The sequence below is a fragment of the Nonomuraea sp. NPDC049504 genome (genome assembly GCF_040676845.1).
In the GTDB taxonomy this organism is placed as follows: domain Bacteria; phylum Actinomycetota; class Actinomycetes; order Streptosporangiales; family Streptosporangiaceae; genus Nonomuraea; species Nonomuraea salmonea.
In genome coordinates this window covers 320643-342213 of record NZ_JBFAPT010000007.1, presented here as the reverse complement: position 1 = coordinate 342213, position 21571 = coordinate 320643, and the positions used below count along the sequence as shown (strand labels likewise).

Sequence of the window (21571 nt, the reverse complement as noted above, 5' to 3'; positions counted from 1 at the left end):
ATCGAACTCGACATCGCCTATCCAGGCCGCATCAGGTAAAGACCGACCTCAGGCCATCAGAAACGATCTTTACACACCTGAAGTGACAACCTCCTTCTTGGGATAGGCCTTCCCCGGGCTGAACGACGCCGGTAGCCTGTGGCGGTCAATCACGAGATGCCTCGACAACTCCGGAATCCATGAACGGTGTGGGGCGGCATTCCGGGGCATCGCCGCTGTTGGTTGCGCGAGATATTGGGCATCGTGATGGCAGTGTCGGCCCGCCGTTGACACGCGTGACCGGAGCCTGGAGCGTGTGCTGTGCCGCAGGTCATACGGGCCGCCAGGTGATCGAGCGTCCCTCGATGAGGCTCACGAGGCGGCGCTGGAGTTCGGCGCGCACGTCAGGACGTTCCGCGGCGCGCAGGTAGGCGGCCAGGGAGCGTAGTTCGCGGGCCTGGCGCAGGGTGAGGGCCGTGGGGTGATGTTCGAGATCGGGGTCCACGCCGTAGTGCTGGCAGAAGGTGATCCAGTCTCTTCGTGGGTGGCCGAAGCGGTGGTGCTGCATGATGGCGGGGATGAGGTCGGACAGCAACGGCCCGTAGGCGATGGAGTCCCAGTCTCCGAAGACCCAGTGGTCGTGGTCGCGGAAGAGGTTGCCGGTGTGGGCGTCGCCGTGCAGGAGGCCCTGGCCGAGGGGCGGGTCCAGGTGGCGGTAGGCCTGTTCGATCTCGATGCAGCGGTGCAGGAGCCACAAGCGGTGCTCGTCGGTCAGCGCGCCCGCGTGCCGACCGAGGTCAGCGCGCAGGGTACCGAGCGGATCAAAGGCTGGGATTCGGGTGGGTGGGCGGGTGGTGTGCAGGCTGCGCAACAGCCCGGCCACGTCTGACGGGTGCGGTACCGCTGGGGATACGGCGAGGTCGGTGACGTAGTGCCATGCGGTCACGATCCAGCCGTTGACGGTGATGGGCTGGTCCAGGGGCAGGGGTCGGATGGCGGGAAAGTCCTGGTCCGCCAGCCAGCGGGTGGTCAGGATGGCGCTGCGTAGCCGTTCCAGGGCCGCACGGTTTCCCGGGGCGTGTCGCAGGCGCACGACAGCGTTCGCTTCCGGCAGGTGGTAGACGGCGTTGGCGCGCAGGTGTAGCAGGTGTGCGCCATCGGCGTTCAAGCCGAGCCGCGCGCTGGCAGCGTCAAGGGGCGGCATCACCACACGCGTGCCCCGTTCAGCTGCTCAGTCGGCTGCGCCGGTAGTCCTCGAACTCCCGTACCCCGGCGTAGGTCCGATAGGGCCTGAGCCGCTGGGAGAAGTCGTCCATCAAAGCCCGGGCGCGTGCTGAAGCGAGGGTGCCGGTGGCGGGAACGGCCTGTCGTGCATAGGTCAGGGCGCGATCCAGCTCTCCCAGTTCCAGGTAGGAGCGGGCGGCGTGGAGTTGGTTGAACTGCGTGGAGCGCGGGAAGTCCGCCCCGAATCCCTTGAGCGCCATTTCGGCGCAGGCGGCCGCGCGCCGGTGCTGGCCAGCGAGTTGCCAGCAGTAGCCGATCTCCGCCGCCATCTCCGCTTCGTGGAAGGTCGCGCTCCAGGCGAGATCGTGTCCATCAGCGTCGCGGGCGAACGCGGTCTCCGCCTGCGCCAGCAGCTTGGATACCTCTCGCACGGTGTAGGCCTCGTGCTGCTCGCTCGAGTCGAGAGACTGGCTCCCGGTGACCGCGAGCGCGCGGGCCTGGCGGATCAGCAGCTCGGCTCGGACCCGGGAGGGCGCGCCCGACTTGGTCGCTGCGTCCACGGCGGCGCTCGCCAGGCGGATGGCCCAGCGTCGCTGGCCGAGATCACACGCCTGCTGCGCGAGGGTGGCCAGTGCCCACGCGCCGGTCAGCCCGTCCCCGGCCTGTTTGGCCAGCTTCAACGCCTGGCCGAGGTGCTGCTGAGCCAGGCCGTGCCGGGCCAGGTCGAAGGCCATCCAGCCGGCCAGGCGGGTCATCTGCGAGGCCGCCGTGAACAGCTGCGCGCGGACGTCGTCGGCGGCGCTGCCGTGCAGCAGCGGCGCCACCTTGGACGCGAGAAAGTCGGTGACCGCCGGTCGGACGAGTCCGGCTCCGAACTGGTGGTCCATGCGGGTGAAGGCCTGGAGCGCCTCGTGGATGGCCTGAACATCGGCCATCCCGACCCGTGCCGTCCCCGAGCTCAGGCTGACGGGAGCCGGCGGGTCGAAGCTCCAGGCCAACAGCCACTCTCCCAGCGCTGCTGGGGTGAACGGCAGTGCGGCCAGCAGGTGTCGTCGTGACGTGTCGATCTCCCACCTCCACAACCGGGCCGCCGATTCCGCGCACCACCCCGCCGCACCGATGTCCGCGTCCGGTTCCGGCTCCGGCGTGGCATCGGGGCGGGGCTGATCAGTGACCAGCCAGCGTTCCACTTCCTCCACCGGGACCTGCCACGCCCGAGCGATGCGCATCCGGTAGGCGGGGCGCATGCTCTGCTCGGCGCGTTCCCAGCGAGACCAGGTGGTCACCGACACACCGACCAGTTCGGCGGCCTCCTCTTGGGTGAGGCCCCTGCGTTCACGGGCGCGAACCAGGCCTGGGCGGCCGTTGCCAGGTTGCCGTTCGGGCTGGTTCACCACGTGCCACGCTCCCTCACCGTCTAGGGGACCACACAGTGTGTATCGCCGACACCCATGACTCCAGTCCGGGGCCGAAACGACCAGTAAACGACCAGCCGCCCACGCTTCGCGGCGCCGGTTGCGTCAAACGCCCACACCACGCCGTTCACAACATGCCCCACTGCCGGATTGCATGGACGACGTCACAGTGCGTGACCTCACGTGGTCGCCACGCCCCGCGCTGTGACCAACGGGAATCCTCGTCCGGCCGTTCCTGCCGCAACCCGGCCGGGCGAGGATTTCCCGCTCGTGGAAGAGGTTCCGAAGCAGGCGGGATGGGCGCTCGAACGGGACACGGGTAGTAAGGAGCGCTGTATGCCGCCGAAGGCTGGCCAGGTCGGGGAGAGCCGGTGGCGTGACCTTCCCCGCCATCGGCTCCACCGACGACGTGGATGCAGACGCCTAGCCGCTGCGACGCGCGTAGGTGGCGTCCGCCTGCCCTGGCCAGCTTCCTCTCGAGGAGTGCTCAACACTCACAGCTCACCGTCTTTTCTCAGCCCTTCCGCGATCAAGTCTGGCCCTGCCCTGCATCCTCCTGTCGTTCGGGGCGAGTCAGCGTGATCAAGTGGCAGCCGTATCAAGGGTCCGCCAGCGATCTGCCTCGGATCAGAGGCATCTGCTGCTGCGACGCCTACCAGTTCGGATGCCAAGGCGGACAATACGTGATCCTGCGACGCACCTGCCTCGGCGATCTCGAAGAGACCGCACGAGGCCGACACGCCCAGGCTCGGGCGATCTGGGATCAGCTGCTCACCCAGCACGCCGAAACCTGCGAGGAGAACAGCTCCGTGTTGGACATCTGGTTGTAAGCGGGCGAGGACCCTCACCAGGGTGGTCTCGCAGAACCTTCACTCGCGAGAGGCTTTCGTGGAACCGGATGCCACCCGGCATCATCCTTCCAAGAGGTCGTGAGGCTCGCCGTCGTGCTGGTCGGCGTAGCCCAGCAGCGCCCGCAGGCCGCGTCGCGGGACCGCGTACCGGCCGCCGATGCGCAGCACCGGACACGGGAACATGCCGCTCTTGGCCAGCCGATAGGCCGTGGTCCGGCCAATTCCGAGCAGCCGCGCCGCCGCAAGCAGGCTGATCACTTCAGACACCTTCTGCGTCGGTTGGCCGGTTGGGGTTGTGCTGGTCATGCATCACCTCGTGACGTTGATGAACAGGGCATGCGGGGTGTGGGGCCCGCGCTCGTGGTGGGCTGTAGTGGCTGCTACGCCGCCGCCACTCCGGCTCCGGCTGGCCCGGCCGCGCGGGGTGACCGCCGTTCATGGACGGGCGGCCACGGCCTCGCGCTCGGTCACCCCGGGCCTCGCGCCCGACCCGGACTCGGACCAGGCGCCTCGCAAAGGCTCCGCTACTGCTGCTCGCGCTCAGCTCGAAGATCTGAGCCGGATCCGACTGGTGTCTCAACGCGGCGAAGCACGAGCAAATCCTCATGTGCCACGGCGTGAATCGGCGTACCTCGCGCCCACGCCTTGCGCGCCTCGTGGAGCTGGAAGAACGACGCACGGTTTAGCAGCCGGCCGTCGCCGAGCCCGCACAGCAGGCAGACGATCCGATCCACGAACACCAGCCCGGCCTTCTCCGCCAGGTAGTGGACGTGGCCGGGCAGATCGATCAGCTCGCCGCGTACCCGGTAGGGCCGAACCGTGATCGCCGCGACGCCGCCCGGCCGCAACAGCTCGACACAGCCGGCCAGGATGCGGCCGAACCCCTCCAGCAGGTGCGGCAGCCGCTGGTGGGCGAGGTTGTCGCGGTCACGCGAGTAGCGCTGGTTCCACTTGCGTACGCCCGGCTCGCCGGTATCGCGGGTGGAGCGGATGTGCCCGTGCGTGGCCGCCCCGTACGGCGGCGAGGTCAGCACCAGCGCTGCCCGCCCGACCAGGTCCGGCAGCAGCCGGGCGATGTGCCGGGAGTCCCCGGCCATCACCCGCCCGAACCCGGGCGCCCCGTTCTTCTTGGCGTAAGCGAGGTTGGCGACCGCCAGGCGCGCCCACTTCTCCTCGTACTCCACGCCCGCGGCGTGCCTGCCGAGATGCGCGGCCTCGACGAGCGTGGTGCCGATCCCGCACATCGGATCGACCACCAGCTCGCCCGGCTCGGTGAAGGTCTCGATCACCCGAGCGGCGATCGAGGGCAGCATCTTGCCCGGATGCCGCATCGACTCCGGTACGTACCGGCCCTTGCGTTGAACGCGCGATGGCTGCTGCCCGGTCGCCCACACCGACGTCGTGACCTGGTCCGTCAACGCTCGCCCCCGTCCTGCTCGGTGGACTCGGTGGACTCGGTGGCACCGGGCTCTCTGACGTCGCAGACGGACGGCCTTGCCGGGTGCAAAGGCTCTGTGAGCCTCCTTGGCCGGGAGAACAGCAGCACGTCCGCGTGCGTCCGTGCAGTCGCAGGCAACCCGGCGTACTCCGGCAGCTCTCCGATCGCGGCCAGGGCACGGCGGGACAGATCCGCATCGATCCGCTGGCCGCGTACGGGATGCCGCAAGGCGACGATGTGCTGCAGATACACCAGCCCCGCTTCGCGGGCGCGGGCGATGATCTCCGGTACCGGGTCGGCCACCCCGCCTTCGCGGTGCAGGCCGGTGACCACCGCCAGATACCCGCCCGGCTTGACCAGCGCCGCCGCGCACGCGACGTCGAAGACTTCGGCGCCGGCCGAGGAGTCCGGCCGGTCGGCGGACGACTGCCCCCGGGGCTGCCGGCAGGTCTGCTCGGCCACGACCAAGCCCACTTCGTCCGCGAGATCGGCCAGCACCGAGGAGTCATCGCCAGGATCGGTGACCCGCAGGTCGGTGACCTCCAGGTCGTAGTCGGGATGTGTACGAGCCAGGCACGCCCACGACACGCCCATGCGGGCTGCGTCGGTGAAGACGGCCACCGGCAGGCAACCCGCCGTCAGCGCGGCCGAGACGAGCTGATGGTCGGTCGCGCCGAGGTGAAGCACCGTCTCGCCCAACCGCGCGCACGCCGCGAGGAGGTGACGAGCCAACTGGCAACTGACCGGATGGCAACACCCGGCCGGACAGATCGCGATGGACTCGGTGTCGGCTGCCGCCAGCCACACCGACAGCGGCAGATGCCCCGGAGCAGCATCGTGAACATCGCGAACCAGCTGTACGCCACGCTCACGAGGCCGGGCGACCGGTTCGGGCGCGGTTGACAAGGAACTGGCCGTGACAGGCCCGGTAGCGGTCGAAGAACTGGTGGATGTGGACGTGGTCGAGGTAGTCGTCGTGGGTTTGGTCATGTGGGTGTGGCCCGGAGTACCAGGCCACCGATCCCTGTCACTGTTCCAAATACCTGCCGCAAGACCCGAGTTAGGACAAGAGATCCAGCAAAGGTTCGGCAAGACCCCGCACCGCGCTGCCCCTGCTCAGTCGGGCCCGCGCCGTCTTGGCCGCGGTCCTCGCGCTTCGGTACGCCATGACCCTTCTGTGGATGTTGATCGCGGTCACAGCGGACGCGATCATCTGCCTCGTGCAGCAGTGTTTTCGTAGCAGGGACGAACTGCCGCACGCCTTGTGGGGCTCCCGTCATTCCGTCGAGCGCACCCGGGAGCGGGTAGTGGACGGTACCGGCGATCGCCACCCACACCACGATCAATGCGGCCACCGTGGTCGTGGCCTACCTGACCGCCACGTAGCTCATGGTCATGGTCCGCCTCGCGGGCGGATGCCCGGGGAAGGTTCGGCCGTACTGAGGCACGCGAGCCGGCGCGCGAGTGCCCATACTTCCACGTCATCAGGGCTGGAGAACGTCTTCTTGAAGCACGTTTTCGCAGGTCACAGCGTTTTCGTGCAGGTTCCGGGCAAGGTTCGTCACCAGCTCCACCGGAAGCACCCACCACACGCCCTTGGCGAGTACAACCTGCGACGAGAAGACGAGCACCAAGGCCCGTGCACAGGAGACGCGCTACGCGCCGAACCGCAAGGATGAACTGGCCGAACGCCGCCTTGGCCAAGCTCGTCGATCAGCTCAAGACGATGATGCCCGCCGGCCTCAAGCCGAAGTACCGCGCTCCCACGACCAGCTCATCCCGCCCCACGCCACGGTCACAGAGTGGACAAGCCGACCCGTGTCCAGCCTCTGGGCGGGCGGCGGGACGCCGGCTCGGCTGGAGGTCCGGGCCCATACCGCCGACGATGGAACGCCGTTCATCATCGATGACCGCGACCCGCCCCCAGGAGGTGCGGGAGCTGACCTCCCGCCGATCAGCCGACACCATTTCGGCTCCCTCATCGCCAGAGTCCAGGCCCAGGGCATGCGCCGCACCAGAGCGCCTCCCCCACATGCCCAGGCAACCCGGGCGAAACCCTGTGAACGACCGTGCGGAAGGCGAAGCCACGCAGCAGCGGTCCAGGACCCGCCACATGTCCGGGGCCCGATCCAGCGCTTTGACGCAAGCTTGACCCGAGATTCTCGACCGCATCTCGTTATCGCACGTCAAAGCGGCTTTCCGGGGCCCCGCGTCGCGAAGCACGCTCTCCTGCTTCCAACCGGCACACTCCCCCGCTCTCCGGTGTTTCCGCAGGTCATCCATGGTTCCGGAGCGTGATCCGAAAATAGTGCGATCTTTGCCGTGCCCGATGTCTGATCATTTCCTGCCCGGTTCCTGTCCGGGCTCTTTGGCGACATGGCCACATCCCAACCAATCACGCCTCTTCGGGAGCGTCGCCATGTCCCACCGTTCGGTCCAGCTCTCCACGGACATCTCCACCAACCCGACCATGAACGGCCCAGCCGCCCACCACGCCGTCCTCGGACGGGCACGCACGACCCGCCCCGCCCCGGCCGCGCTGCCCGGCATCGGCCTCGACGAGTGCCCGAGACCGAGCGGGTCGCTGCCGCTGGATATGGCCGAGCACGCCTTCGGCCTGCTCATGCACGGCCCAACCCCGCTATCGGTCGATGGCGAGCGGCTCGGACACGGGCTTCCGGCCCGGACGATCCCGCTCAACGAACTGAAAGAGGTGCTGCTGCACCCCTCTTGCTCCCGTACCACCCGGGACCACGTGTGGCGGCACCTCATCAACCAGGCACGCACACTCCGCAAGGCGTGGATGGTCGCCGCCGTTGCCCTGGCGATCCCAATGCTGCGCCGCCTCGTCACAGCCCTCGCCGACAAGACCCCGGCTGAGCAGCTCGACCGTGAAGACCTGGAAGCCGAGGTACTGATGGCCTATCTGGAAGCCCTCTACGAAGTGAACCTGGCCTGGTCACACCCGCTGCTGCGGCTCTCGCGGCTGACCCACCTCGCCGTTCTGCGCGCCCACGCCGCCGGCCAGCCCAGCCTGCTGGCCGACCCTGACCTCACCGACCGGGCCGACAGCGGTATGCAGACGCTGGCCTACCCGGCCGGTCACCCTGATCAGCTTCTCGATCAGGCCGTCGCTCAAGGGATCATCACCGAGGCGGAGGCGGAGCTGATCGTCTACACCCGGCTGGAGGGCATCCCGCTCAGCGCCTACTGCCGCCGCCGCGGCCTGCTCTACTGCACGGCCATCAAGCGCCGACAGCGCGCCGAAACCGCCCTCCACCAGGCACTCCAACGCGGCGACCTGTAGCGATCGCAACCGGCGCCAGCCGGGAGCGGCCAGCAAAGGGTTCACAAAATCCGCTGGCCCTCATGTCCTAACTCGGCCTTTCACCCAGGTCTTTTACCCGGTGAAGGCAGCGCGGAGGGCGCCCGGGCCCGGCAGCGAGACCTGTACCTGGTCACCGGTCCCTGTCACCCGGCCCAGCCCACCAGCTCCGCTCGCTGAAGGAGGACGCCCACCTGGTCCCGCGACCGGGCCCGGCGCCTCCGCGCCGCCCTCACCACCCGCCGTCATCCGACCCGCACCCGCCGCTCTCTCTGGGAGGCAGCACATGACATCCCGCCAGCGCCGCACCACCGCATCGGCCCAAGCCCACAGCGTCAAGATCGCGCTCATCGCCGTGACCATCCTCGGCGGCATCGTCCTGGGCACCCTGCTCGAATACGCCCTCGCCCACGCCGTCACCGCCGCAGGCTCCGTGCCCGCCCCCATCACTGCTCCCGTCACGGGTGAGGTTCTGGCCGCCCCGGCCTCGCTGAATGCGGTGATCGACAACCTGCGCAACGTCATCGTCGGCCTGCTGGTCGCCCTGGCCACCCTGTTCCTGACCGTCGGCGGGGTCCGCTACATCCTGGCGGGCGGCGACCCCGGCGAGGTCGAGGCGGCCAAGAAGACCTTGCGCTACGCCGCGCTCGGCTACGGCATCGCGGTCCTGGCGCCGCTGCTGGTCAGCGTCCTCAAGGGCATCGTGGGTTCCTGACCGTGACCCGCCACCCGCCACGTCGCCGACCCACGGCGAACACACTCCCGGCCCTCCAGCGCCGGCTGGCGCAGCTCCTCGCCATCATCGCCGTCACGCTCACCGTCACCGCCACCCACGCCGCCGCCGAACCGGACCCGCCGTCAACACCCTCGCCAACGTCGAACCCGCAGCCCACGCCGCCCGCCATACCCGCACCGGCATTGACTCCGTCCACGCCGACGGGGCCGATGCTCACACCACCACCGCACCCGCACCCGAGCACCGGACCCATCACTCCGGCACCGGAGCAGCTACCCGCCACCGAGCCGACACCGCGGCTAGACGGCGGGGTTGAGGAGTGTGGGTGGCTGGACTTCGGCTGCAAGATCAATCGGGCGTTGAACGGTTGGTTCGGCTCGATCGTCACCGAGGCGATCCAGCCCGCCTTCCAGACCATGGGCACGCTGCTGTTGTCCGCGCCGCCGCCGGACATGGTCCAGCGGGTGCAGGAGCTGTCCGCGCACGTGCGGGTGGTGGCCAACGCACTGCTGGCGCTGTTTGTCCTGGTCGGCGGAGTCATCGTGATGGCGTACGGGAGCGTGCAGACCTCCACCACCGCCGCCGAGGTCGCAGCCCGCGTGCTGGTCGCCGCCATCACGCTCAACTTCTCGCTCACTCTCTGCCAGCACGCCATCGAGCTGGCCAACGGCCTGGTCGCCGCGCTGCTCGGCGAGGGCGTCGACGTGGGCCGGGCGGGCGACCTGATCGCCAACAAGCTGGCCAACCCGGTCGGACAGCTGGCGGCGCCGCAGATGTTCTTCATCTGGATGGTCGCGATCGCGGTGGTGATGGGCCTCATCCTGGCCTTCATCGCGGTCGTGCGGATCGCGCTGCTGCTGTTCCTGATGATCGCGGCGCCGCTGGCGCTGCTGTGCCATGCCCTGCCGCAGACCGAGCACATCGCCCGGTTGTGGTGGCGCGCCTTCACCGGTGTCCTGGTCATGCAGGTGCTGCAGGCGCTGGTGCTGATTCTGGCGTTCAAGGTGTACTTCACCGACGCCACCGACGCCTTCACCACCGGCCCTGACCAGCCGGTCCTTGCGGCGGTGAAGCCGATCGTCATGCGGGCAATCGACACCCTGGTGCTGATCGGTCTGCTGTTCATCCTGATCAAGATCCCCGGTTGGGTGGCCCGCTCCGTCTGGCAGCCCGCCCAGCCCCAGCTGCTGACCCGCCTGGTCAAGGCGCTGGTCGTCTACAAGACCCTCAGCGTCGCCAGAACCGCGCTGTCCAGGAACGGCCGGGCCGCCCGCACCACTGCCAAGGCCAAGACCTCGCACCGACCCGGCCGCCCACCCGGCACCACCACAGCCAGTGGACGGCGCGGCCCTCGAGGGCCCCGGCCGCGTGGCGGACCACCGGGCGCACAGCCGACGGGCTCACCCACCACTGCAGGAGGAACATCGCTGGTGAACACATCCAACCAGACCGGACTACGCAGCCACCAGCAGCTTCAATTGCCGCTCAACCTCCCGCCCACGACGACGGGCTCAGGCGCGCGGCGGACAGGCTCGTCCCCCGCGCGGGGACGCCAGCTCGCCTTGCCGTTTCCGGTCACCCGCGTGCCCCGCCCGCCCACGCTGCCCGCTGCATCCGCGCCGAGCGGCCCGTGGATCCGGCCGAAACCGCCCTGGACTCAGCCGATGCTGCCCGGCATGCCCACCCGGCCGCCTCGGCCCCGGCAACTGCTGCTCCACCTTGATCCGCCGCCCCGCCGCACGCGCCGAAGGGACGGCCAGTGAACGAACCCGAACCGTTGATCACGAACATTCCCGCCGACCTCAACCGCCCCGACAAGATCGCCTACGGGCTGACCTTCCGCCAGATCCTCATCGTCGCCCTGACCGGCGGCATCGCCGCCGCCATCTACTACCTGTTCCACCAGGTGCTGCCCATCGTCATCCTCGCCGCCATCGTCCTTCCCTTGATGGCGCTCGGCCTGGCCATCGCGCTCGGCCGCCGTGACGGGCTCACCCTGGACCGCTTCGCCCTGGCCGCCCTGCTCCACACCCGCGCCCGCAAACGACTGGTGGCCGCACCCGAAGGGGTTCTCGGACCGCCTCGGTGGTGCCGGTTGCGCGGCAAGCTGCCCGCGCCGCTACGCCTGCCGGTGCGGGCGATCCGCACCGACGGCGCGCTCGAGCTCGCCGACGGCGGCGTGGCCGTCCTCGTCGAGACCAGCACCCTGTCCTTCCACCTTCGCACCACCGGCGAGCAGACAGCCCTGGTAGGGGCGTTCGGCCGGTGGCTGAACTCCCTCGAAGCGCCCGTGCAGATCCTCGCCCGCGCCCGCCCCGCCGACCTGTCCAACCTGGTCGAAACCGTCGAGCAGCAAGCGCAGGATCTGCCGCACCCCGCGCTGGCCAACGCCGCCCGCGAGCACGCCGGCTTTCTGGCCGAGCTGAACAGCTCCAGCGAGCTGCTGTCCCGGCAGGTGCTCGTCGTGCTGCGTGACCACCCGGTCGGCAACCAGGGACGCCGCTCGGTACGCCGGGACGCCTGCGCCGCCGTCGTCCTGCGGCACGCCGCCGAAGCCGAGCGCAACCTGGCCGCGCTCGGTGTCGCCGCCCGGGTGCTCGACGCCGATGCGGCCAGCCAAGCGCTGGCCGAATGCCTCGACCCCGGTGGCCGGCACCCCGCCGGTCAGGCCCTGCCCGACGAGCTGATCACCTCAACCACGGGGAGCACGCCGTGAAGCTACACCGCCGCCGCGACCACCAGCCCAGCGCCCTCGCCCATCCGGGGTCGGCGTACGTCGGCGTCAGAACCCTGACCTTGCCCAGCGCCGCCTGCGCGTCGTTCGCCATCACCGGCTACCCGCGCGAGGTCGGCGCGGGATGGCTGGAACCCTTGCTGACCTACCCCGGCCACCTGGATGTGTCCCTGCACATCGAACCGATCCCGCAGCAGGTCGCCGCGATGCGGCTGCGCCGCCAGCTTGCCCGCCTGGAATCGACCAGCCGCTCCAACGCCGCCCACGGCCGCCTGCAAGATTTCACCGCCGAAGCCGCCGCCGACGACGCCACCCACCTGGCCGACAGTCTCGCCCGAGGCCACGGCCGACTGTTCAAGGTCGGCCTCTACCTCACCGTCACCGCTCCTTCGGAGCCGGAACTGGCCGCCGAGGTGGAGCGGGTCCGGGCGCTGGCCTCGTCGCTGCTGCTGGATGCGCAACCGGCAACGTTTCGCGCCTTGCAGGGCTGGACGACGACACTGCCCTTGGGCGTCGACTCCCTCAACGCCACGCGAACGTTCGACACCACCGCGCTGGCCGCGGCCTTCCCCTTCACCTCACCCGACCTCCCCACGGACACCGGTGGCAGCGGAGTGTTGTACGGGCTGAGCGCCACCAGCACCGGCGTTGTCGTGTGGGACCGGTTCGCCCAGGACAACCACAACTCCGTCGTCCTCGCACGATCCGGCGCGGGCAAGAGCTTCTTCACCAAACTCGAAGTCCTGCGCCTGCTCTACCAAGGCGTCGAGGTCGCCGTCGTCGACCCCGAAGACGAATACGCCCGCCTCGCCCACGCGGTCGGCGGCACCCACTTGCGGCTCGGCGCCGCCGGAGTGCGGTGGAACCCCTTCGACCTGCCCGCTGGCCACGGCCCCCGCGATGACGTTCTGTCCCGGCGGTCGATGTTCCTGCAGACCCTTATCGCCACCATGCTCGGCGGCACCCAGCTCACCGCTCAGACGCGGGCAATGCTGGACTCGGCCATCCTCGCCACGTACGCGGCGGCCGGGATCACCCGCGATCCCACCACATGGAGCAGGCCCGCACCGCTTCTCGCCGATCTGGTCACCGCGCTTACCAGAAAGGATGCCGGAGGGCAGGCGGGCGCAGAGCTGGCCGCGCAGCTCGCCCCGTACGTCACCGGCTCCTACCGCGAGCTGTTCGATGGCCCCACCACCACCCACCCGGCCGGGCATCTGACCGTTTTCTGCCTTCGGGACCTGCCCGAGGAGATGAAAGCCGTCGGCACTCTGCTGGCACTGGATGCGATCTGGCGGCGGGTGGCCAACCCCCGCGACCGCAAGAAGCGCCTCGTGGTCGTGGACGAAGCCTGGCTGCTGATGAAGGAACCCGAAGGCGCCCGCTTCCTGTTCCGGATGGCCAAGGCGGCCAGGAAACACTGGGCCGGTCTCGCCGTCGTCACCCAGGACGCCGCCGACCTGCTCGGCTCCGAGCTCGGCCAGGCGATCGTGGCCAACGCCGCCAGCCAGATCCTGCTCCGCCAAGCCCCACAAGCCATCAACGCCATCGGGGACGCCTTCGACCTGACCGACGGCGAACGCCAGTTCCTGCTCACCGCCGAACGCGGCGAAGCACTCCTGGTCGCCGGCCCCGCGAGCCGAGCCGCCCTGACCATTGTCGCTTCACCCGCTGAGACTGCGCTGGTCACGACCGATCCGAAGGTCCTCGCCGAACTCGGCCCGCACGGTCAGCACGATCAACCCGGACCGCTCCAGGCGCACGACGGGCAGCCATTCGGCCCGGCCGATGACAGCACGATCGCCTCCCCCAGCCAGATCGACGATGAGGAGGGCGACCCGCTATGACCACCAGCCCGACGCCGAGCCCGAACGGGCCGTGCCTGCTGTGCGGCATCGACGACCGCGACGTGCAGACCGCCCTCGACTTCCTGGCCGAATTGCCTGCCCGCCTGCCCGAACTCGCCCTCGCCTATGGCCCGCGTCTCGCCGTGGCCCTCGCCATCATCTGGTCCGTAGCCGCCGCCGTACGCTACCTGCTCGGCTGGCTCCAGCACGCCGACATGACCCCTGAAGCCCGCCTGATCGAAATCTCCAGCCCCCCACGCAGTGACCCCGAAGGCGCCGTGGTGTTGTGGCGGCAGCTCATCGGCCTGCTCCGCCCGGCATGGATGCGCACCTTGGCCGGCCAGCCGCATCTGGTGTGGGAGTACTGCGGCAGCGACGCAGGCGTCCGGATTCGCCTGTGGGTGCCCGGCACCATCCCGCCAGGCATCGTGGAGAAGGCCATCCACGCCGCCTGGCCGGGAGCCACCACCACGACCAGCCCCGCCACCTCGCCCCTCCCTGCGGAGGCGGAGGTCGCGGGCGGTCGGCTGGTGCTGGCCGCGCCCGAGCATCTCCCGCTCAAGACCGACCACGATCACGACCCCGTCCGATCGCTGCTGGAGGCCATGGGCGGACTGCGCGAGGGCGAGCACGCCGTGGTCCAGGTGCTGGCCCGTCCGACGACGGGCAGGCGGCTGCGGCACGCCTACCGAGCAGCCGCTCACCTGCGCGGAGGAGGAAGCCGCCGCCTGCTCGGCCGCTTCTTCGACGAGGTTCTCCCGCTGCCCGATGCCCGCGACCACCACCGTCCCAGCGACCTGGCCCGCGACTTTCCCGAACGCGCCGAACAAGTTCGCGCCATCCTGGCCAAGGCGGGCCAGCCGCGCTACACCGTGGCTGTCCGCTACGCCGTCACCACCAGCCGCGAACCCGTCTCCGGCACGTCCGCAGCAGTCCGCCCGGAGCCTGCTGCTCTGGTACGTGGCTGGCTGCGCGGCCATGCGCACACCCTGGCCGGCGTCTTCGCCCTGTACACCGGAAGCCACCAGTACCTGCGCCGAGCCCGCCTCTGGCACGCCCGCCGGGTGGTCAGCTCGCGGCGCCTGGACTCCGGCTATCTGCTGTCGGTGGCCGAGCTGGCCGCGCTCGCCCACCTGCCGTGGGACATCGACGCGCCCGGCATCACCCGCGCCGGAGCCCGCCCGGTAGCGCCGTCACCGGCCGTACCCCGCACCACGGCGGGCGGAACCGCCCGCATCCTGGGCGACGCCGACAGCGGCCCACCGCGCCCCGTAGCGCTATCCGTGGCCGACGGACGCCACCACACGCACGTCCTGGGCGGCACCGGTGTCGGCAAATCCACCCTGCTCGCCAACATGGTCCTGGCTGATGCGGCAGCAGGCCGAGGTGCCCTGGTCATCGATCCGAAGGGTGATCTGGTCACCGACATCCTCAACCGGCTCCCGCAGCGAGCGGTCGGCAAGACTGTGGTGTTCGACCCGCAAGACCCCGCGCCGCCGCCGTCGATCAACATCCTCGCCGGGCATGATCCGGCCTTCGCGGTCGACTCCGTCGTCACCATCTTTCACCGCTGTTTCTCCTCCGCCTGGGGGCCGCGGGTGGATGATCTGCTCCGCTCCACGTGCCTGACCTTGACCAGCGTCCTGGGCCGCAAGGCAACCCTGGCCGACGTGCCCCGGCTGCTGACCGATGCGGCGTTCCGTGCCCGGACCACGGCCGAGCTGCGCGATGAGCTGCTGGCCGGGTTCTGGGACTCCTACGAAGCCCTCACCCCAGCCGGACAAGCCACCGTCATCGGGCCGGTGATGAACAAGCTCCGCTCCGTCCTGCTCCGCCCGTTCGTCCGGCAGGCACTGGCCAGCCCGGACACCACCGTGCCCATCGGGCCGCTCCTCGACCGAGGCGGCCTGGTTCTCGCCCGGCTCCCGAAAGGCATCCTGGGCGACGACGCCGCCCGGCTGTTCGGCTCCATCCTGCTCGCCCACACCTGGCAAGCCGCCACCCGCCGCTCCATCCTGGCCGAGCCGGACAGGCCGGATGCCTCGCTCGTGATCGATGAGTGCCACAACTTCCTGAACCTGCCCGGCCACATCAATGACGTGCTCGCCGAGGCACGCGGCTACCGCCTCTCCCTCGTACTGGCCCACCAGCACCTCGACCAGCTCCCCGCCGACCTGCGCGAAGCACTCTCAGCCGACGCCCGCAACAAGATCTACTTCAACGCCTCCCCCAAAGACGCCAACGACCTCAAGCACCACACCGCCCCGCTGATCAGCCCGCACGACCTCACCCACCTCGGCGCCTACCAAGCCGCCGCCCGCCTCATCATCAACGGCCAGCAGACCTCCGCCTTCACCCTGCGCACCCGGCCCCTGCCTGCCCTGGTCGAGGGCCGCGCAGAAGCGGTCCGCCAGGCATCTCGCCAGCGGTTCACGGGAACGGTGGTTGCCCGGCGAGCAGGCCAGGCACCCGAATCAACCGCAGGCAGAGCGTCCGGCCATGCCCCTCGCGAGGGTGACCCCGGCGCGCCCTCAGCCTCCAACCGCTCCTGACCCGCCCCATGTCCTGCCGTATCCACGTCACGGAGGTTCGCCATGTCCGATAAGCCCTGCGGTTGCTCGTGCACCTGCCAGCCGGCCCAGCAGCCCACCACCCGCCGAGCGGCAGCTCGCAAGCTGCCCCGGTTCACGATCCAGCCCATCCCGGCAGCCCAGCCCAGGCTCGATCACACCGCGTTGATGACACTCGCCGCCAGGTTGACTGAGCGCGACTACCAGATCCTCGATCACCTGCACCGCCACCGCGTCCTGACCACCCACCAGCTGCAGCGCATGTTCTTCACCATCGCCCAAGCCACCCGCGCCCGCATGACCATCCTGTTCCAGCTCAACGCCGTCACCCGCTTTCGCCCCTGGGCCGGATACGGCGCAGGCTCGGCCCCCATCCACTGGGCCCTCGGCAAGGCCGGAGCCGCCGCCCTGGCCGCCCGCTACGGCATCACTCTCAAAGAACTCGGCTACAACCCCGACATCCCCGTCGCCGTCTCCTCACGCCTGACCCACCAGGTCGGTGTCAACGACTACTTCTCCCACCTGCACAGCCTCACCCGCCGCACCCCGCACGCCGCCCTGCGAGCCTGGTTGTCAGAAAGGCAGTGCGCCGAAAAATGGGGCGAACTGGCCCGCCCTGACGCCTACGGCTGCTGGTCGGAGAACGGCCACCAGATCGACTTCTTCCTCGAACACGACACCGGCACCGAAACCCTCAAACGGGTCGCCGACAAGCTCCACGACTACCGCGACCTCGTCCACGCCACCGGCATCACCACCCCGGTCCTGTTCTGGCTGCCCAGCCCCACCCGCGAGACCAACCTGCGCAAACTCCTCACCAGCAGCGACCTCCCGATCGCCACCGCCGTGCACACCACCCACGGCGACGGACCCGCCGGACCCGTCTGGCTGCCCATCCCCGCCGAACCGGGGCAGGCACGCCTGCGGCTGGCCGACCTCGACAACGGCTGGCCTCATCTCACCCTTGGGCGAAGCACCGAGCAACCGGCCAGCGCCGATGACGACGATGGCGAGTTCCTCGACCGTATCTTCCAGGACGAGACCGAGAGCAGGTGAAGGCCGCCGCCGCCGGCGCCGCCCTCCTGCTGCTCCTCATCGGCGCGTTCATCACGGCCGCCACCAGCATCCTCACCGGCTCCGGGACACCCGGAGGCCTGGCCTGCGCGATCACACCCGCGACGACCAGCAGCCCAACGAGCAGCACGGCGGGCGGGCCGGTCGCGGCCGGTGCATCGACCGGCGTGGCCTCCACGCTGGCCTTGGACGTCGAGCAGCAGGCCCACGCCGCCCTCATCGTCCAGGTCGCCATGGAGCGCGGCCTACCCGCGCGGGCGGTCGTCATCGCGGTCGCCACCGCTCTGCAGGAGTCGCAGCTGCGTAACCTGCGCTACGGCCACCTCGACAGCCTGGGCCTGTTCCAGCAGCGCCCCTCGCAGGGCTGGGGACCCACGGAGCATGTTCTCGATCCCCGGTATGCCACCAGTACCTTCTACGATCGCCTGGTCAAGGTGCCCCGCTGGGAGCAACTCCCGCTCACCCGAGCGGCCCAAGCTGTCCAGCGCTCCGGCCATCCCGACGCATATGCCCGGTGGGAGCCGCTCGCCCAGCACACCGTCGATACCTTGACCGGGGCCTGCGTCCCGCTCGTCCCGGGCGAGCAGGTCGCCGCCATCCTCACGTATGCGCACGCCCAACTCGGAAAACGGTACATATGGGGAGCCGAAGGCCCTAACGCGTTCGACTGCTCCGGGCTGACCATGCGCGCTTACCAAGCCGCCGGCATCACTATCCCTCGCGTCGCCGCCGATCAATGGAGACACGGACCACCCATCCCAGCCGGGCAAGAGCAACCCGGTGACCTCGCCTTCTTCAACATGCACGCGGACGGCCCCGGGCACGTCGGCATCGTCATCGGAGGCGGCCAGATGATCCACGCCCCCAACCGCCGAACCGTGGTAAAGATCGACAGCTATCAACGACGGGGCTTGATCGGGTTCAGCCGCCCCACCGCCCACGCCGTCACCGGCCAACCCGATCCCCGCTAACCCGCTGCAACGCCACTACGGCACCGCTCAGCACCGACCCTGAGGAACATCCTGCGGCCGCCGTACGGCCCCCACGGGCCTGGGGGACAACCCCACCACATCCCCGGCCGCAGCCACGACTGATCACGCGAATGACAGCCTAACCACGACCGTCACAGCGCCCGCCAGAACGCCACCAGCATGGCACCTATCCGGCGGGTGAGCTGCTCGTTTCTTCCTGAAACCCGCAGTCACGCAGAGGCATGTATCCGATACTGTCCGGGAAGATCTCCGTAGGTTCGCAGGTCAAGGAGGCACCTCGTGTGCGCGATGCGGTTTGCCCCGTCCCAGCTTGTGGTCAGCCTCTCCTGCGACCTCAACAACCCGATCAAGATCCGCGCCAAGCACAAGGTCGCCGGCATGCTCCTGCTCGACCGCGACCACGCCAACCGCCTCGAGCGCGGCTGGAACGTCCCCGGCGCCTACATCTTGCTCGACCGCCCAGATGCGCAGGGTCGGTGGGGAGCTTACGTCGGCAAGGCCACCAACCCGGGCCTGCGCCATCGCGTGCTGCAGCAGCTCAAGGACCGCGCGCACTGGTATCGGGCGCTGCTCATCCGCTACGAGTCCAACGAGGACGAGACGCTCAACAGCAGCGAGGCCGGGTGGCTGGAAGGACGGCTCTACGACCATCTCGCCAAGGCCGGACAAGTCGACCTGCACAACCGCAACCGGCCCCAAGACCCCACCCTGTCAGACGACGATGAGACCAGCCTCATCGACTACCTGCTGCCCATCGAATCCGTACTCCGGCTTATCGGGCACACCCTCCACTCCCGCCCAGCGGGCGCACCCGACGGCGGGGCGCCTCTCGTCAGAGAGATCAGGCCCAGGCCCTCGGTGAGTAAGCCCCCCTCCCGCCTCAGCCCGGTTGGATCGGCCCCCGACGCCAGCCCGCCGTTGGGCCCGCCAAAGGATGTCAAGAAGATCATCGCGCAGATCAAGGCGGGCACCTTCGTCTATCAGGGACCGCTCAGCCGCTAACGTCATGAGACTCGGTGGTGGAGGAGGTGTGCCCCGGCCAGCGCACTTGACTTGCGCTGGACGGGGCGCACCCCCTACGCCACCGGATCAGGCGCTACCGAACATATCCTCGTCCGCCGTGTCCCCCTCCCTTTCTCCCTCCGCCTCGTCCTCGTCGTCCTGCTCTTTGTCATCGAAGATCCGGCAGGCGAGTTCCTCCTCTTCCGTAAGGACCACGGCGAACAGCTCCTCAACCTCAAGGGCCAGAGCTTTGCACAGGCGGTGCCAGCCGTCGATGATCAGCATGCCGCCGTTCGGGACCGTGGCTATGATCAACGGCTCGGACAGGTCCACCTGGGTCGCGTGCTCGGCGTCGATGGCGATCAGCTGAATCATGGCCGCCCACCGCTCAGGGACGATCCATCCATCCGGGGCCCGGCCTTGAGTGAGCTTCTTGGCCTTGGTGATGTCCCAGCGCCAGCCGAGCATCTGGAAGACCTCCACACCCGTGCTATCCGACCGGTCCGATCTGGACGTGGCGTCGCCGGTGCGGTGGGGGTTGGGGTAGGGATGGGTCATGCCGTGGCCCCCTGCCCGGAAGAAGCATCGGAGGTCTGCTGGCGGGAGCAGGCCGGCGCGAGTGCCTCGGCTTGGATGAGGAAGGCGCGAGCGGCGTTCCGCCGGATGAGCGCCAGGCTGCGCTCGAGGTGATCGAGGGCGGCGGCGCGCTCACTGTCCGCCCCGGGGGCCGGTGCGTCCGTCGCGGGTTCGGGTGGGGTGGGGTCGGTGGCGTAGGGGGCGATCCAGGAGATGAACCGGGCGATGGCCTGGGCCGGGCGCAAGCCGCCGCTGTCGGCGTACTCGATGTGCCGGACCACCAGCAGCCACCACGTGCACACGGTGTGCGCGTGCAGGGTGTCGTAGATCTGCTCGGCGCTCAGCCGCTCGCCCCGACCCAGCCGCCGCAAGGTGTCCTCGGTGTGATGCTGGCGGGCGCTACGGGCCTGCTCGATGATCGCCTCCAGCGCAGCCGGAGCCGCTGGGGGCGGTGTGCCGGTGGCGGGGGGCTGCTGAGCGTCGTTCATGACGGTGCTGTCCTTTCCTGCGGGGTTCGCGTCAGCGCCGGGATGCGCTCGCGCGGTCGGTTGCTCGGTCACGGCGCCACCACCGTCGGCGCGGGCGGGGTGGGGCTGACCGGTCGAGGGTGATCGTGTTCTGCGGGCGTGGCGGAGGGGGCCGCCGGATGGGCTGCCTGGTGGATGAGGTGCTGGGTGAGCAGGTGGCCGCTGTCGCTAAGGAAGTCGCGGGCGGCCATGCGGGCGGCGTGGGCGAGGGCGTGATCGAACAACGTGCCCGGCCGGGCGGCCGGAGGTTCGGCGGTGAGGTAGTGGCGCGCCCAGGACCGCACTCGTCGCAGCGCGTGATCGGCGGCCAGTCGCTTGCTGGTGATCTCCTCCTCCACCAGGTCCCACCAGGCGCGTGCTGCCTGGGCGTGGACGGTGACGAACAGCTGCTCGCCGGTCAGCCGTTGGCCGTTCTGCAAGGCGAAGATCGCCTTGGCTGCCGTTGTGTAGCAGGCGTGGCGGGTGGCGGTGATCTTCTCGGTGGTCAGCTGATCGCACGAGGGCCACGCTTGTTCGTGATGGCCGGTGGTGGTGTCCCGCGCGGCGGTGATGCTGTCCGGGGGACGGGGTGGCGGCAGGGTGCCGGGCTGGCAGGGGTCATTCATCGGGTGTCGTCCTTTCGCTGAGTTGCAGGGATGGGTGAGGGGTGGGGTCATGGGGTGGCCGCCCGGCTTGCGGCTCGACGCCGCGCCCGCCGGGAGCGGCGTCACGGACGGCGGCCCTCGGCCGGGGCCTGTCCGGTCGCGGGCGTGATCCCTTCGGCCGGGCGGGTGTCGTGATCGGAGAGGAGAGCCAGCGCGTCGGCGAGTTTCTCGGTCGCATCCAGAAAGGCGCGCGCGCCGCCCCTGCGGGCCTCGGCCATCGCCAGGACGAACAGGCCGCCGTTGGACACCGGGCGGGCGTTGATCAGCAGGTCCTGGGCGCGTTGCCGCACGGTGAGCAGGGCGGTCGCGCCGTCGATCGGTTCCTCGCGGCCGTGGGTGAGGTCGGTGACCTGCTGCCACCACGACATCCGCTGGTAGGCGTAGGCGATCCGGGCCAGGTCCTTGTCGTGCAAGGTGCCCTCGTCGTCGAGGGTGGCGATTCGGTTGAGCGCCTGGCTCAGTTCCCAGCGGGCGGCGTTGGCGTAGTGAACGGCCAGGTCTTCGAGTCGTCCCATGACGGTCTCCTTCAGAGTCGGTTGATGATGTACGCGGGTGCGGGGTATCGGCCGGTCGGGCGCCCCGGCCCCGTCCGCGGGTGCCTCCGGAAGGCGGCGCGATGGCCCAGGTGGTCGTCGGT

18 protein-coding genes are annotated in these 21571 nt (G+C 69.6%); 9 read left to right on the top strand and 9 right to left on the bottom strand.

Going from position 1 to position 21571, the window contains the following annotated elements:
- Nucleotides 1-310: 310 nt before the first annotated feature.
- The 5 genes from AB0K28_RS16865 to AB0K28_RS16845 all read right to left on the bottom strand — a co-directional run bounded on the left by AB0K28_RS16865 (nt 311) and on the right by AB0K28_RS16845 (nt 5639).
- Nucleotides 311-1183 carry an aminoglycoside phosphotransferase family protein gene (locus AB0K28_RS16865; protein WP_364370431.1) on the bottom strand — a complete coding sequence of 291 codons (873 nt, stop codon included), beginning with the start codon at nt 1181-1183 and terminating at the stop codon, nt 311-313.
- Nucleotides 1184-1202: 19 nt separating this feature from the next.
- Nucleotides 1203-2600: a helix-turn-helix transcriptional regulator gene (locus tag AB0K28_RS16860; RefSeq protein WP_364370417.1), complete on the bottom strand. Its 1398-nt coding sequence runs from the start codon at nt 2598-2600 to the stop codon at nt 1203-1205.
- A 929-nt stretch (nt 2601-3529) separates the two neighbouring features.
- Nucleotides 3530-3727: a helix-turn-helix domain-containing protein gene (locus AB0K28_RS16855; RefSeq protein ID WP_364370414.1), complete on the bottom strand. Its 198-nt coding sequence runs from the start codon at nt 3725-3727 to the stop codon at nt 3530-3532.
- A gap of 266 nt (nt 3728-3993) precedes the next feature.
- Nucleotides 3994-4887 carry a DNA methyltransferase gene (locus AB0K28_RS16850; RefSeq protein ID WP_364370411.1) on the bottom strand — a complete coding sequence of 298 codons (894 nt, stop codon included), beginning with the start codon at nt 4885-4887 and terminating at the stop codon, nt 3994-3996.
- Entirely contained in the window at nt 4884-5639 is a 756-nt protein-coding gene (locus tag AB0K28_RS16845) for a hypothetical protein (protein WP_364370408.1), read from the bottom strand. Before AB0K28_RS16845 ends, AB0K28_RS16850 begins: the two co-directional genes overlap by 4 nt.
- Before the next feature lie 1687 nt (nt 5640-7326).
- Here AB0K28_RS16845 and AB0K28_RS16840 point away from each other — a divergent pair.
- The 9 genes from AB0K28_RS16840 (at nt 7327) to AB0K28_RS16800 (ending at nt 19187) form a co-directional block, all read left to right on the top strand.
- A complete protein-coding gene (locus AB0K28_RS16840; RefSeq protein WP_364370405.1) occupies nt 7327-8214 on the top strand; it encodes a hypothetical protein in 888 nt (295 codons plus the stop codon).
- A gap of 304 nt (nt 8215-8518) precedes the next feature.
- Complete coding sequence (locus AB0K28_RS16835; protein ID WP_364370402.1) at nt 8519-8947, top strand: pilin; 429 nt, start codon at nt 8519-8521, stop codon at nt 8945-8947.
- 380 nt (nt 8948-9327) lie between these two features.
- Complete coding sequence (locus AB0K28_RS16830) at nt 9328-10731, top strand: hypothetical protein (RefSeq protein ID WP_364370399.1); 1404 nt, start codon at nt 9328-9330, stop codon at nt 10729-10731.
- Nucleotides 10728-11684, top strand: a complete 957-nt coding sequence (locus AB0K28_RS16825) for a PrgI family protein (RefSeq protein WP_364370396.1) — start codon at nt 10728-10730, stop codon at nt 11682-11684. The genes AB0K28_RS16830 and AB0K28_RS16825 overlap by 4 nt, the downstream gene beginning before the upstream one ends.
- A gap of 80 nt (nt 11685-11764) precedes the next feature.
- Nucleotides 11765-13549 carry an ATP-binding protein gene (locus AB0K28_RS16820; protein WP_364370393.1) on the top strand — a complete coding sequence of 595 codons (1785 nt, stop codon included), beginning with the start codon at nt 11765-11767 and terminating at the stop codon, nt 13547-13549.
- Nucleotides 13546-16101, top strand: a complete 2556-nt coding sequence (locus AB0K28_RS16815; RefSeq protein ID WP_364370390.1) for a type IV secretion system DNA-binding domain-containing protein — start codon at nt 13546-13548, stop codon at nt 16099-16101. The genes AB0K28_RS16820 and AB0K28_RS16815 overlap by 4 nt, the downstream gene beginning before the upstream one ends.
- Nucleotides 16102-16143: 42 nt before the next feature.
- Nucleotides 16144-17175 carry a replication-relaxation family protein gene (locus tag AB0K28_RS16810; protein WP_364370387.1) on the top strand — a complete coding sequence of 344 codons (1032 nt, stop codon included), beginning with the start codon at nt 16144-16146 and terminating at the stop codon, nt 17173-17175.
- A complete protein-coding gene (locus AB0K28_RS16805) occupies nt 17172-18164 on the top strand; it encodes an NlpC/P60 family protein (RefSeq protein WP_364370384.1) in 993 nt (330 codons plus the stop codon). The genes AB0K28_RS16810 and AB0K28_RS16805 overlap by 4 nt, the downstream gene beginning before the upstream one ends.
- Before the next feature lie 309 nt (nt 18165-18473).
- A complete protein-coding gene (locus tag AB0K28_RS16800) occupies nt 18474-19187 on the top strand; it encodes a hypothetical protein (RefSeq protein WP_364370381.1) in 714 nt (237 codons plus the stop codon).
- Between the two features lie 87 nt (nt 19188-19274).
- Here the strand turns inward: AB0K28_RS16800 and AB0K28_RS16795 are convergent, their stop codons facing one another.
- The 4 genes from AB0K28_RS16795 to AB0K28_RS16780 form a co-directional block, all read right to left on the bottom strand.
- Nucleotides 19275-19745 carry a hypothetical protein gene (locus tag AB0K28_RS16795; protein ID WP_364370378.1) on the bottom strand — a complete coding sequence of 157 codons (471 nt, stop codon included), beginning with the start codon at nt 19743-19745 and terminating at the stop codon, nt 19275-19277.
- Entirely contained in the window at nt 19742-20251 is a 510-nt protein-coding gene (locus AB0K28_RS16790; protein WP_364370375.1) for a hypothetical protein, read from the bottom strand. The genes AB0K28_RS16795 and AB0K28_RS16790 overlap by 4 nt, the downstream gene beginning before the upstream one ends.
- A 68-nt stretch (nt 20252-20319) precedes the next feature.
- Nucleotides 20320-20895, bottom strand: coding sequence for a hypothetical protein (locus AB0K28_RS16785; protein ID WP_364370372.1), 576 nt, complete (start codon nt 20893-20895; stop codon nt 20320-20322).
- Nucleotides 20896-20996: 101 nt separating this feature from the next.
- A complete protein-coding gene (locus AB0K28_RS16780; protein WP_364370369.1) occupies nt 20997-21449 on the bottom strand; it encodes a hypothetical protein in 453 nt (150 codons plus the stop codon).
- Between the last annotated feature and the right edge of the window lie 122 nt (nt 21450-21571).